We start from the raw sequence: 13392 nt of genomic DNA, 5'->3' as shown, positions 1-13392 counted from the left end.
TCGAAATTTCGGCCCCTGTCGCGGCCTCCGGCGGGCGCAACTCCACGCCAGATTCGCGGTATTTAGGTAGCTTTATAGGAGTGAGTCTGCCCTCACCCCTTGGGGGTGTTGCATGCGTCCAGCGGGGGCGAAAAAAGCCGGTTCCAACCCCAGTCTGTAGGGTCTCCCGGACGCCTGACCGCTGTATATTGGGCAAATGATTTGTTTTTGCGCCGAGCGCTTCCCATGGCGGCGGTTATGGCAAAATCCGGGCGCCCTCCTGCCCCCCGGACTGACAGACATGGCCACCCGCGCACTCCTTTATCGTAGGCCCCACGAACCGAAGACCCTCGTCATCACCCACGGATCGCAATTTTTTGCGATTCGGCTGCGCCGGCACCGCCGCGCGCGCCGTTACACGCTCAGAATCCATCCGAGCGACCGCGAAGCCATCCTCACCATGCCGCCGCGCGGCACGCTTGCGGAGGCCAAGGACTTCGCACAGCGTCACGGTGCGTGGATCGCAGCGCGCCTCGGCCGCTTGCCGAAGGCCGCACCGTTCCAGCCGGGCACGGTGATACCGCTGCGCGGGACGCCGCATCGCATCGTTCATCGCGCCGGCACCCGCGGCACGGTGTGGACCGAGGTGCGTGACAGCGGTGAGCGCATTCTCTGCGTCGCTGGCGGCCTCGAGCATGTCGATCGGCGCGTCAGCGATTTCCTCAAGCGCGAGGCGCGCCGCGACCTGCAGCGCTCGGCGGAGGTCTACGCGGCCGAGCTCGGGGTCAGGGTCAAGCGCCTCTCGATCCGCGATCAGTCCAGCCGTTGGGGCTCCTGCACCTCGGCCGGCTCGCTGTCGTTCTCCTGGCGGCTGATCCTCGCCCCGCCCTTCGTGCTCGACTACCTCGCCGCGCACGAAGTCGCCCATCTCGTCGAGATGAACCACTCGCCGCGCTTCTGGCGCGTCTGCGGCAAGGTCTGCCCGTCGATGGAGCGCGCCAAGAAGTGGCTCGACACGTACGGGAATGATCTGCACCGGTATGGCGTCGAGGATTAGTTCCTCGCAGATCAGGCCGCGCTCCCAGCGCTGTCATCGCCCGCGAAGGCGGGCGATCCAGTACGCCGCAGCAGCCGTTATGAATCTCGATGCCTCGGAGTACTGGATTCCCCGCCTTCGCGGGGAATGACAGGAGAGAGTGGGCAGGCATCACCGCTCCATTCTCGCCACACTTCGCGACGATTGCGCCGCTTGCCTGATTAATCCCGGCGCATCAACCGCTTCGCAGCATCCAGCGCGCATCGCGCCGGACCTCGTCTTCTACTGTGCATGGGGTTGTTTTCGCAGTTTGTGCTTTGAGGCCCGAAGGGTCCCAACCCACAACTACCGATTCCCGCCGAACAGCCGATCCATCAGCCAGCCATCGAGCCCCGCCGCCGCTTCCGGCCGGACATTGGCGCGCGTCGGAGGCGGCGGGCGATAGCCGCCGGCGTTCGGTTGTGGCGGTGCCGCGGGCGTCGGCGGCGACACCTGCGAGGCCGCCTGCGCGAGGTTCGACAGGCCCCAGCCGCCGGGTGAGCTCGGCAAGGCCGCCACCGGCACGCCCTCGTGCGCGGCCTTCATGAAGCGCGACCAGACTTCGACCGGCAGGCCGCCGCCGGTCGCCTTCTTGGTCGGCGAGTTGTCGTCGTTGCCGAGCCAGACGCCGGTGACGAGATTGGCGGTGTAGCCGATGAACCAGGCGTCGCGATAATCCTGGCTGGTGCCGGTTTTGCCCGCCGCCGGCCAGCCCGGGATCTCCGCCTTCTTGGCAGTGCCCGAAACAAGCGTCTCCCGCATCATCGCGTTCATCATGCCGACATGGCGGGGGTCGATGACCTGGTTGCGCTCCTCCGCCTGGCGCATGTAGAGCAGCTTGCCGCTGACTGTCCTGATCCTTGTGACGACATGCGGCGCCACGGCGAGGCCGCCATTGGCGAACGGCGCATAGGCGCCGACCAGCTCGACCATGGAGACTTCGGAGGTGCCGAGCGCGATCGAGGCGTTGGGCTCGAGCTTGGAGGAGATGCCGAGGCGGTGTGCGGTGCGCACCACGTTCTTCGGCCCGACCTCGAGGCCAAGACGGATCGCGACGGTGTTGAGCGACATCGCCAGCGCCTGGGTCAGCGTCACCGCGCCGAAATATTCATGGGTGTAGTTCTCAGGACGCCAGCCCTTGACCTCGATCGGCGCGTCCTGGCGCATGGTGTCGGGCGTCAGCCCCTGCTCGAGCGCGGTCAGGTACACGAACGGCTTGAACGAGGAGCCCGGCTGACGTTTTGCGGTGACCGCGCGGTTGTACTGGCTGTCGGAATAGTTCCGCCCGCCCACCATGGCGCGCACCGCGCCGTCGGGCGTCATGGCCACCAGCGCGCCCTGGCTGACGTTGAACTTCACGCTCTTGGCCGCGAGCTCGTCGATGATGGCGGCTTCCGCCACGCTCTGCAGTTTCGGATCGATCGTGGTCTCGACCTTGATGCTCTCGTCGATCTGCCCGACCAGATCGTCCAGCACCTCGCCGATCCAGTCGGCGACGTAGTTCACCGTGCCGGCCCCGGCCGGCTTCACGTTGTAGGAGGGATGGCCGATCGAGGCCTTCGCCTGCGCGTCGGTGATGAACTTCGCATCCGCCATCGCCGCGAGCACGATCTGGGCCCGCGCTTCGGCACCTTCCGGATTGCGGTTCGGGGCAAGGCGGGACGGCGACTTGACGAGGCCGGCCAGCATCGCGGCTTCCGCGACCGTCACGGCCTTCGCCGACTTGCCGAAATATTTCTGCGCTGCCGCCTCGACGCCGTAGGCGCCGGAGCCGAAATAGACGCGGTTGAGATAAAGCTCCAGGATCTCGTCCTTGGAATGCTTGCGCTCCAGCCAGATCGCGAGCTCCACCTCCTGCAGCTTGCGCTGAATGGTGCGCTCCTGGGTCAGGAACAGGTTCTTCGCGAGCTGCTGCGTCAAGGTCGAGCCGCCCTGCGACACGCCGCGATGAAGCAAATTGGTGACGAGGGCGCGCAGGATGCCGACCGGGTCGATCCCGAAATGCGAATAGAAGCGGCGGTCCTCGATCGCGATGAACGCCTTCGGCAAATGCGGCGGCAGATCCTTCAGCGCGACATTGGCGCCGGCCATCTCGCCGCGCTGGGCCAGAATGCTGCCGTCGATGCCGACGATCTGGATCGTTGGCGGGCGCTTCGGGATCTCCAGCGACTGGATCGGCGGCAGATGCGCGCCGACATAGATCACGACGCCGATCACCGCGATGACGCCCCACAGGCTCAGCACCGCGCCCCAATAGACCAGGCGGCTGAGACCGAACCCGCCACGCGACTTCGCTCGACGCTTGGCGCCGCTGCGGCCGGCTGGCGCCTTGCGCTCGCGCGGCGGCTCGGTGCCGGCATCCTCGCTCTTGCGCTTGGCGGATGGTTTCGCGGATTTCTTCGGCTTGTCGTCGCCGCCGGGAACGCGGTCTGCCGGGGTGAGCCGCAGATCGGCAAGCGCCGCGGGCAAGCCGAACAGCGGCTCCTTCCGCGCACCCTTTTTCTTTCCCCACGCCATACGCAAAACGCCCGGTCAGCCCGCCCCGCCGAGACGCTAGCGGTCGCTGTTTAAGGCCGGGTTACCCCGGCGTTAACGCACGATTAGGAGATGCGGCATTCGCCGGCCGCAGTTCCGCTTCCGGGGCCGCAAGGCTAGGATCGCTCGTATCAATAAGATGAGGGAGCGCCATGGGCCATATCGATCCGACCAAGGAGATCTTCGCGCAATTCCGGGAGAACGATCGGCCGGGCCCGATCCACATGCTCAACCTGGTGCGCCTGCGCAAAGAGGCGGCCTATCCCGACGGCCGCAAGGCCAGCGGCGCGGAAGCCTATGCGGCCTATGGCCGAGAAAGCGGCCCGGTGTTCGAACGGCTCGGCGGGCGCATCGTCTGGCAGGGCAAATTCGAGCTGATGCTGATCGGCCCGCAGGAGGAACGCTGGGACCATTGCTTCATCGCCGAATATCCAACCGTCGCCGCCTTCGTCGAGATGATCCGCGACCCCGTCTATCGTGAGGCGGTGAAGCACCGCCAGGCCGCGGTGGAGGATTCGCGGCTGATCCGGCACGCCGTGCTGCCGGTCGGGAAGAACTTTGGAGAGATACCGACCTGAACGCCAAGTAGGAGGCTCTCTCGATCGTCATGGCCGGGCTTGACCCGGCCATCCACGGCTTCCTTGACGCCCCAAGAACGTGGATGCCCGGGACAAGCCCGGGCATGACGTCGCAGAGGCAGATGCGTTCTAGCCCGACGGGCCGGTGTCCTCGATGATCGGTCCGAACAGCTCCCAGCGCTCGCCGTTGAACTTCATCATCTGCATCTGCTTGTTGACGCGGTAGTCGTTCGGCCCGGTGTTGATCTTGATGCCGGGCAGCGCCAGGCTCGGCGTGTAGCCCTTGATATTGGCGGCCTGCTTCATGATGTTCGCACGCGTCAGATCGTCGCCGCATTGCTTCAAGACCTGCACCAAGAGCTCGGCGACCGAGTAGGCGTAGGTGTTGATGGTGTTGAGCTTGTCACCTTCCGGGAAATACTTGTCCATGAAAGCGAAGAAAGCCTTCACGCCGGGATCGTCCTTCCACTGCGGGTCGCTCGGCTCCTTGCCGTAATTGGTCGAGATGATGCCCTTGGAGATGTCGAGGCCTGCCGGCTTCAGCGTCGCCGAAATCGGGCTCGCATTGATGTCGAGGATGTGCACCGGCGTCCAGCCGAGATCGGCAAGCTTCTTGATAGCCTGCGCCGCGAATTTCGGCGTCGAGGCGTTATAGAACAGGTCGACGCCCATCGACTTCAGCTTCACCACCTGCGAGTCGACGGTGGGGTCGGTCACCTCATACGACACCTCGCCGACGATCATGTTGGCCTTGTCGCCGAGGCCGCTCTTGAGGCCGGCAAGATAGTCGCGGCCCATGTCGTCGTTCTGGTAGAGCACGCCGATCTTGGCGTTGGGGTGATTGGCGAGAATGTATTTTGCGTAGATCCGCCCCTCGGACACATAGTTGGGATTGTAAGCGATGGTCCAAGGATAGTTCTGCGGATCGTTGAAGCGCGCGGCGCCGGTCGAGGCCAGCAGCTGAGGTACCTTCTTGCCGTTGAGGTACTTCTGCACGGCGGCGTTCGCGGCTGTGCCGATCAGCTGAAAGGTGAACAGGACCTCGTCGCCCTCGACCAGCTTGCGCACCTGCTCGACGGTCTTCGGCGGCGAATAGGCGTCGTCATACTGGATCAGGTTGATCTTGCGGCCGTTGATGCCGCCCTGATCGTTGATCATCCTGAAATATGCGGCCTGGGTCTTGCCGATATTGGCGTAGACCGAATAGGCGCCGGAGAACGGCACGGTCTGGCCAATCTTGATCTCGGTGTCGCTTGCGCCGGTGTCGTATTTCTTCTGGGCGAGGGCCTGGCTGGTCGAGACTGCGACGGCGAACGCCGCCGTGGCAGCTAAGAAGGCTCTGCGATTGTTCATATTGGAACGTTCCTCCTGACGGAATTATCGGCCGATGGTCTTTCTCCGTTGATTGCAACGGTCGCCATCGCTGCCGAAGATTGTGGAGGAAGCTTCGCCGCAGCGCAAGGATCGCGGCGCTGTGCCGTAGCGTCTCAGGCGAGAAACATCGCAATCAGCGCGATTGCCGCCGGCAGCGCCTGCACGATCAGAATCCGCGTGGTGACGGTCGCCGCGCCATAGGCGCCGGCCACGATCACGCAGAGCAGGAAGAACACCTTGATCTGGAATGCGAAGGCCGGGTTGCCGTGGAACAGGCCCCAGACCAGGCCGGCCGCGAGGAAGCCGTTATAGAGACCCTGATTGGCGGCCAGCACCCTGGTGATCTCGGCCTTCTCGGGCGAATTCCGAAACACCTTCAGGCCCAGCGGCTTGTCCCAGAGAAACATCTCCAGGACGAGGAAGAAGACGTGCAGCGCCGCGACCAGCGCCACCAGGATATTGGCGATCAGGATCAAGGCGAGCTCCCCCAAAAGCATCAGCTTTCGGGTGGACGTTAGCACGGCCGCCGTGGCAAGTGCGATCGATGTGTTTCGATTGCTGGTGCCGCAATGTCCGCTCGATCAACCAAGGTGCCTGAACGCTTCGGTCTCGACCACCTGGCGACGCCGATCGGGATTGCGCTGCTCGTCACCGATGCCGAGGGCAAGCTGCGCGCGCTCGACTGGGAAGACTATGAGCACCGCATGCGCGATCTGCTGCGCCTGCACTATGGCACAGTGGATCTGCGTGATCAGCCTGCGCCGTCGGACATGCGGACCGGACTATCCCGCTATTTCGACGGTGATCTCGGTCAGCTCCAGAGCATCGCATGGCGTATCGCCGGCACGCCGTTCCAGCAAAAAGTCTGGACCGCGCTCGCGCAGATCCCCGCCGGCACCACGATGAGTTACGGCGCGCTCGCCGCGAAGATCGACATGCCCAGGGCGATACGAGCCGTCGGCCACGCCAACGGCTCAAATCCGATCAGTGTGGTGCTCCCGTGCCATCGCCTGATCGGAGCGGACGGTTCGCTGGTGAAGTATGGTGGTGGCCTCGAGCGGAAGAGATGGCTGCTGCGGCACGAGGGGGTGGAGATTTAGGTCTTTCAATTCGTCATTCCGGGACGCGCGTAGCGCGAACCCGGAATCCATCGGGCGACACCGACGGTACCGATAAATGGATTCCGGGTTCGCCGCTACGCGGCGCCCCGGAATGACGAGTGGAGAGAATCCCCCGAGCGTCCTACGCCGCCGGCTGCACCGCCTTGTCGCCGGCCATCACATGGGTCAGCGCGCTCTTGATCGCGGCCTGGCGCGTCGGCGCGTTGATCTGGGCGCCCAGCAGGTCGGTGACGTAGAACACGTCGCGCGCGCGCTCGCCGAAGGTCGCGACATGGGCCGAGGCGATGTTGAGATTGAGCTTGGAGATCGCGGTGGTCAGCTCGTAGAGCAGGCCGGGCCGGTCGAGCCCGGAGACCTCGATCACGGTGTAGCGATCGGACCATTGGTTGTTGATCGTCACCTCTGGTTCGATCACGAAAGGCTTCGCCTTGCTGCGCACGGTGCGCCGCGCCACCACTTCCGGCAGGCGCAGCTTGCCCTCCAGCACGTCCTCGATCATCTCGCCGATGCGCGTGGCGCGCCGTCCCTCGTCCTCGTCGCGGTCGTATTCGCGCGAGATCGAGATGGTGTCGAGCGCGCGGCCGTCGGTCGTGGTGTAGATCTGGGCGTCGACGATGTTGGCGCCGGCGGAGGCGCAGGCGCCCGCGATGATCGACAGCAGCCAGGGATGGTCGGCGGCGAAGATCGTCAGCTCGGTGACGCCGCGCACCTCGTCGAAACCGACATTGATCGCGAGCTTGTGGCCGGCCTGCTCGCTGGAGCGGACGAAGCGGGCGTGCCGGATCTTGCGCGGCAGCTCGACCTTGAGCCAGTAGGCCGGATAGTGCCGGCCGATATAGGCGTCGAGCTCGTCGTTCGGCCATTCGGCGAAGGCCATGCGGAATTCGGCGTGCGCAGCGGCGAGGCGCTTGCCGCGGTCGACCTCCGAGAAGCCGCCGGTCAGCACCGGCTCGGTCTCGTAGTATAGCGAGCGCAAGAGCTGCGCCTTCCAGCCGTTCCACACGCCAGGGCCGACGCCGCGGATGTCGGCGGTGGTCAGGATGGTCAAGAGCTTCATCTGCTCCACCGACTGCACCACGGCAGCGAAATTCTCGATGGTCTTGCGATCGGAGAGGTCGCGCGACTGCGCGACCGTGGACATCGTCAGGTGCTCCTCGATCAGCCAGGCCACGAGCTCGGTATCGGCCGGGCTGAAGCCGAGCCGCGGGCAGAGCCGCCGCGCCACCTTGGCGCCGGCGATGGAGTGGTCCTCGGGACGGCCCTTGGCGACGTCGTGCAGCAGCGTTGCGATGTAGATCACCGCGCGGTGCTCGGGCCGGATCTTGCGGAACAGGTCGCTCGCCAGCGCGAACTCCTCGATGCCGCCGCGCTCGATGTCCTGGAGGAAGCCGATGCAGCGGATCAGGTGCTCGTCGACGGTGTAGTGATGATACATGTTGAACTGCATCATCGAGACGATCTTGCCGAAGGCGCGGATGAAGTGACCGAGCACGCCGGTCTCGTTCATCCGCCGCAGCACGATCTCGGCATTGTCCGAGGTCAGGATCTCCATGAACAGCCGGTTGGCCTCGGGATTTTCGCGCAAGCCCGCATTGATCAGGCCGAGCGAGCGCGTCACGTCGCGCATCGCATCCGGATGGAAGGCAAGGTTGTTCTTCTGCGCGAGGCGGAAGATGCGGATCAGATTGACCGGGTCGTGCTTGAACACGTCGGGCGCGGCAACATTGATGCGGTTGTTGTCGACGATGAAGTCGTCGCTGTCGGGGACGCGCCGCTTCACTGCGCTCGGTCGCAGCCGCGCCATCACCCGGCTCAGCACCGGCGCGGGCTTGGCCTGCTGGTCCTCGAGCTTGGCGCAGAGGATGGCGGTGAGGTTGCCGACTTCCTTGGCGACCAGGAAGTAGTGCTTCATGAAGCGCTCGACGTCCTGCATGCCCGGATGCGAGGTGTAGCCGAGACGTATCGCGATCTCGCGCTGGAGATCGAAGGAGAGGCGCTCCTCGGCGCGACCAGAGTAGAAATGCAGATTGCAGCGCACCGACCAGAGGAAGTCGGCGCAGCGGCGGAAGGTGCGATATTCCTGCGCGTCGAACACGCCGCGCCCGACCAGCTCGTGGGTGTCGCGGACGCGGTAGACGTATTTGGCGATCCAGAACAGTGTGTGCAGGTCGCGCAAGGCCCCCTTGCCGTCCTTGACGTTGGGCTCGACCAGATAACGCGACTGGCCGCCGCGGCGGTGGCGCTCCTCGCGCTCGGCGAGCTTTGCGGTGACGAATTCGGACGCGGTGCCCTGCACCACCTCCTTGTCGAAGCGCTCGACCAGCTCGTCATAGAGCGGCTTGTCGCCGGTGAGGAAGCGCGTCTCCAGGATCGCGGTCCGGATGGTCATGTCGCCGCGCGCCTGCCGGATCGATTCATCGACCGATCGCGTGGCGTGGCCGACCTTCAGCCCCATGTCCCAGAGGCAATAGAGAATGGCTTCGGCGACCTGCTCGCCCCAGGCGGTCTGCTTGTAGGGCAGGATGAAGAGCAGATCGATGTCCGATTCCGGCGCCATCAGGCCGCGGCCGTAGCCGCCGGTCGCCACCACCGCCATGCGCTCGGCGCCGCTCGGGATCGGCGAGCGGTAGAGATGGCGCGTCGCGGCCGAATACAGGATGCGGATGATCTCGTCCTGCACGTGGCACAGCCGCTCGGCGCAGCGGCGGCCGTGGCGGTCCTTCAGAAGGATCGCCTGGGCGGCGGCGCGCGCCGCGATCAGCTCCGCCTTGAGCAATAGCGCCATCGCCGTGCGGAACGCGTCCTCGCGCCCCTCGTGCTTCTCGGCAAGCGCATCGACCGCGGCGGTGATCCGCGCGGTATCGAAGCGCTCGTCCACCTGTGGCTTCTGCTCAGTCGCGACGCTGTCCATGTCTTACCGGATATAAGAGGTGACAGGCGCTGTCACGAGACATTCGCAAGGGACGACCGGCGAGTTTCGCCACGCAGATGAATCGGCTTCGATACCGATATCGGCGCCTGGGGTAACGTCATGAATGTGCTCAGATTTTTCTCCTGGATCCCGGCTGGTCATGACTGCCTCCACCAATCATGGGCTGACACAAAACCAATCGCGCTTTATACCGCTCGTCGATATCCCCGGGAGAGAACAAGATGGACGCTGCAGAGCTGCGCCAGATGCAGGCCCCGATCAAGGAGCGCTACAAGACCGATCCCAAGGCTGCGCTGATCACGCTGAAGGCCAAGGGCTCCACCGATAGCGAAGGCATTGCGTGCAAGGTCGAGACCGGCCGCGCTATCGCGATGGCCGGCCTGCATCCGGGCACAGGCGGTTCCGGCCTCGAGCTCTGCTCCGGCGACATGCTGCTCGAAGCCCTGGTCGCCTGTGCCGGCGTCACGCTGAAATCGGTCGCGACCGCGATCGAGGTGCCCTTGAAGACCGGCAACGTCTATGCCGAGGGCGATCTCGATTTCCGCGGCACGCTCGGCATCGACAAGGAGACCCCGGTCGGCTTCGCCGAGATCCGCCTGCGCTTCGAGGTCGACACGTCAGCGCCGCAGGACAAGCTCGATCTGCTGCTCAAGCTCACCGAGCGGTATTGCGTGGTCTATCAGACCATCAAGAACGGCCCGAAGGTTTCGGTGTCGATGCAAAGGATGTAAGACGCAGGTCGTCATTCCACCGATTGGTGTCGTCCCGGGGCGCGCCGCTTGGCGCGAGCCCGGGACCCATAATCCCCGGCCGTCGGGATTTTCGGACGGTCGTTGCTCCTAGCTCTTAAGCCACCATGGCCTGTGGTTATGGATTCCGGGCTCGCGCTTCGCGCGCCCCGGAATGACAGATAAAATGTCCCTCGACCTCCACTTCCTCCTCTTCCTGCTCCTGCGCATGGCGATCGCGGCGGCGTTCGTGGTGACGGCATCGATCATCACCGAACGCTCGGGACCCGTGATCGGCGCGCTGATCGCGACCCTGCCGGTCTCGGCCGGGCCGTCCTACGTCTTCCTTGCGATCGATCATGACGCCGCGTTCGTCGCCCAGGGCGCGCTGGCGAGCCTGCCGGTCAATGCGGCAACGATCTTGATGTGCCTCACTTACGTTGTGCTGTCGCAGCGGCACACTCTCGTGGTGAGCTGCGGAAGCGCTTTCGCGGTATGGATCGGGATGGCCTCGATCATCCGCCAGTTCGACTGGTCGCTCGCCGCGGGGCTCGCCGCCAATCTGATCGCGTTCGGCATCTGCATTCCACTGCTCGCGCGCTATCGCCATGCGAAGATGCCGCTGGTGACGCGCCGCTGGTACGATGTGCCGATGCGCGCTGCGCTGGTTGCGACCCTTGTCGCCATCGTGGTTTCGACATCGAGTTGGGTCGGCCCGCGCATCAGCGGCATCATTGCACTCTTTCCCGTGGTGTTCTCCAGCATCATGGTCATCCTGCATCCGCGCATCGGTGGACCGCCGACCGCTGCCGTGCTCGCCAACTCCGCCTGGGGCCTGCTCGGATTTGGCATGGCGATTGCGGTCCTGCACGTTGCAGTCGTGTGGTTCGGCTCCGCCGCCGGCTTGTGCCTCGCGCTCGCAACCTGCGTGGCATGGAATCTGACGCTGTGGAGAATAGGACGGCGCGCCTTGCGCCGCACGCGGCCGATGCCGTGAGACTACGGATATGCGCGACGCGACGTCGCGAGAAGCCGATGTGGCCCGCTCGGATCAACCGTTGAATGAGCGCCATCATTTCAAGTCCTGCCGTACTGTTCCGGTGTGAGCTCCAGCGGCTCCTCGCGCTGACATGCTGATAACCCCCGTCGAATTCCCGACAGTAAAATTAGAACTTTGTTCGAGCTTTTGCCGTAAAGAATCAGGCTGCTCGCTCGCTTCGTTGCTGTCCGACCATCGCGACGGACCTTCCAATCGGATCTGGGGGAGACGCAGATTGGAATATGTCAGCACTGCTGCGCGATCAGTTCCTCGATTCTGACGAGCATATCCCCCTTCGGCTCAATTCGAGATGGAGATTTCCTGATGTTCGGCCGTAAATTCCACACTGATGCACAATCGCGGCTCGATGCCATCGGCCGTTCGCAGGCGATGATCGAGTTCAATCTTGATGGGACGATCATCACGGCCAACAAGAATTTTCTCGACGCACTCGGCTACCGTCTCGAGGAGATCCAGGGCAAGCATCACTCGATGTTTGTGCCGGCCGACCAGCGCGACAGCGCCGAGTACAAGGCGTTTTGGGCCGCATTGAACCGTGGCGAGTATCAGGCGCGCGAGTTCAAGCGGATCGCGAAAGACGGCCGCGAGGTCTGGATCGAAGCATCCTACAATCCGGTGCTCGACGGCAACGGCAAGACGGTGATGGTCGCCAAGATTGCGACCGACATCACCGAGAAGAAGATCCGCAGCATGACGGACGCCTCCAAGATCGCTGCCATCAGCCGCGCCCAGGCCGTCATCGAGTTCAAGCTCGACGGCACCATCCTCTCGGCCAACGAGAATTTCTGCAAGGCGCTCGGCTATTCGCTCGACGAGATCAAGGGCAAGCATCACAGCCTGTTCGTGGCCGAGGCCGACCGAAACAGCCCGGCCTATCGCGAATTCTGGGCCGCGCTCAACCGCGGCGAATACCAAGCCGGCGAGTTCAAGCGGATCGGCAAGGGCGGCCGCGAGGTCTGGATCCTTGCCTCCTACAATCCGTTGCTCGACGAAAACGGCAAGCCGTACGGCGTGGTCAAGTTCGCGACCGACGTCACCGCGGAGAAGCTGAAGAATGCCGATCTCGCCGGCCAGATCGCGGCGATCGACAAGGCCCAGGCCGTGATCGAGTTCAACATGGACGGCACGATCATCACCGCCAACGCCAACTTCCTCGGCGCGCTCGGCTATTCGCTGGCCGAGATCAAGGGCCGCCACCACAGCATGTTCGTCGAGCCCTCCGAGCGCGACGGTGCCGGCTATCGCGAGTTCTGGGCCGCGCTCAATCGTGGCGAGTACCAGGCGGCGGAGTACAAGCGCATCGGCAAGGGCGGCAAGGAGGTCTACATCCAGGCCTCCTACAATCCGATCCTCGACCTCAACGGCAAGCCGTTCAAGGTCGTGAAATACGCCACCGACGTCACCAAGCAGGTCCTGGTCCGCATGGGCAACGAGCGCGTGCGGGGCATGATGGAATCGGTCGCCGCCGGCTCGGAGGAGCTCAACGCCTCGGTGCGGGAGATCTCCGAGGCCATGACCAAGTCGCGCGAGGCCGCGATGGGCGCGGTCGAGCAGGTCGGCGCCGCCGACGCGCAGGCCCAGCGCCTCACCGAGGCCGCGCAGGCGATGAGCGGCATCGTCGAGATGATCAACAACATCACTGGGCAGATCAACCTGCTCGCGCTCAACGCCACGATCGAATCGGCGCGCGCGGGCGAGGCCGGCCGCGGCTTCGCGGTGGTCGCTTCCGAGGTCAAGAGCCTCGCCAACCAGGCCAAGCAGGCGACCGACAAGATCGGCCAGGAGATCGGCAGCCTCAACAGCATCTCCGGCGACGTCGTCAGCGCGCTCGGCTCGATCAAGCAGGCGATCAACAATGTCAGCGAGTACGTGACCTCGACCGCCGCCGCGATCGAGGAGCAGAGCACGGTGACCAACGAGATGTCGACCAGCATGCAGCGCGCCGCCGCGGAAGCCGCGGCGATCGCGGCGCGGGGCTAGGCCGGGCTCGGAATTGCAGGGTGGGCAAAG

The 13392-nt window shown here is 64.6% G+C and carries 10 protein-coding genes; 6 read left to right on the top strand and 4 right to left on the bottom strand.

The window, feature by feature from the left end; translation table 11 throughout:
- Positions 1-196 precede the first annotated feature (196 nt).
- Positions 197-1036, top strand: coding sequence for a SprT family zinc-dependent metalloprotease (locus I6F12_RS31345; protein ID WP_036023974.1), 840 nt, complete (start codon positions 197-199; stop codon positions 1034-1036).
- 324 nt (positions 1037-1360) lie between these two features.
- Here I6F12_RS31345 and I6F12_RS31340 read toward each other — a convergent pair whose 3' ends face one another.
- Positions 1361-3571: a penicillin-binding protein 1A gene (locus tag I6F12_RS31340; protein ID WP_225157991.1), complete on the bottom strand. Its 2211-nt coding sequence runs from the start codon at positions 3569-3571 to the stop codon at positions 1361-1363.
- Between the two features lie 170 nt (positions 3572-3741).
- Between I6F12_RS31340 and I6F12_RS31335 the strand changes: the two genes are divergently transcribed.
- Positions 3742-4167, top strand: a complete 426-nt coding sequence (locus tag I6F12_RS31335) for a DUF1330 domain-containing protein (RefSeq protein WP_036002330.1) — start codon at positions 3742-3744, stop codon at positions 4165-4167.
- Positions 4168-4296: 129 nt separating this feature from the next.
- Here the strand turns inward: I6F12_RS31335 and I6F12_RS31330 are convergent, their stop codons facing one another.
- On the bottom strand, positions 4297-5520 hold the full coding sequence (locus I6F12_RS31330; RefSeq protein ID WP_036002328.1) for an ABC transporter substrate-binding protein: 1224 nt from the start codon (positions 5518-5520) through the stop codon (positions 4297-4299).
- A gap of 134 nt (positions 5521-5654) precedes the next feature.
- On the bottom strand, positions 5655-6038 hold the full coding sequence (locus I6F12_RS31325) for a DUF1304 domain-containing protein (protein ID WP_225157990.1): 384 nt from the start codon (positions 6036-6038) through the stop codon (positions 5655-5657).
- Positions 6039-6110: 72 nt separating this feature from the next.
- On the opposite strand from I6F12_RS31325, the gene I6F12_RS31320 reads away from it, so the two are divergent.
- The gene (locus I6F12_RS31320; RefSeq protein WP_225157989.1) at positions 6111-6641 is read left to right on the top strand and encodes a methylated-DNA--[protein]-cysteine S-methyltransferase; all 531 of its coding nucleotides are present in this window, start codon (positions 6111-6113) and stop codon (positions 6639-6641) included.
- Positions 6642-6783: 142 nt separating this feature from the next.
- Here I6F12_RS31320 and I6F12_RS31315 read toward each other — a convergent pair whose 3' ends face one another.
- On the bottom strand, positions 6784-9573 hold the full coding sequence (locus I6F12_RS31315) for a [protein-PII] uridylyltransferase (protein WP_109142080.1): 2790 nt from the start codon (positions 9571-9573) through the stop codon (positions 6784-6786).
- Between the two features lie 242 nt (positions 9574-9815).
- Between I6F12_RS31315 and I6F12_RS31310 the strand changes: the two genes are divergently transcribed.
- The 3 genes from I6F12_RS31310 (at position 9816) to I6F12_RS31300 (ending at position 13362) form a co-directional block, all read left to right on the top strand.
- Positions 9816-10325 (top strand): OsmC family protein, encoded by a 510-nt coding sequence (locus tag I6F12_RS31310; RefSeq protein ID WP_036002314.1) that lies wholly within the window; start codon positions 9816-9818, stop codon positions 10323-10325.
- Positions 10326-10509: 184 nt separating this feature from the next.
- Positions 10510-11319: a hypothetical protein gene (locus I6F12_RS31305; protein WP_036002311.1), complete on the top strand. Its 810-nt coding sequence runs from the start codon at positions 10510-10512 to the stop codon at positions 11317-11319.
- 366 nt (positions 11320-11685) lie between these two features.
- Complete coding sequence (locus I6F12_RS31300; RefSeq protein ID WP_225157988.1) at positions 11686-13362, top strand: PAS domain-containing methyl-accepting chemotaxis protein; 1677 nt, start codon at positions 11686-11688, stop codon at positions 13360-13362.
- Positions 13363-13392 lie beyond the last annotated feature (30 nt).

This window comes from Bradyrhizobium sp. IC4059 (assembly GCF_020193615.1).
Lineage (GTDB): Bacteria > Pseudomonadota > Alphaproteobacteria > Rhizobiales > Xanthobacteraceae > Bradyrhizobium > Bradyrhizobium yuanmingense.
The sequence above is the reverse complement of the archived record's forward strand: the minus strand, read 5'-3'. Positions and strand labels throughout refer to the sequence as shown.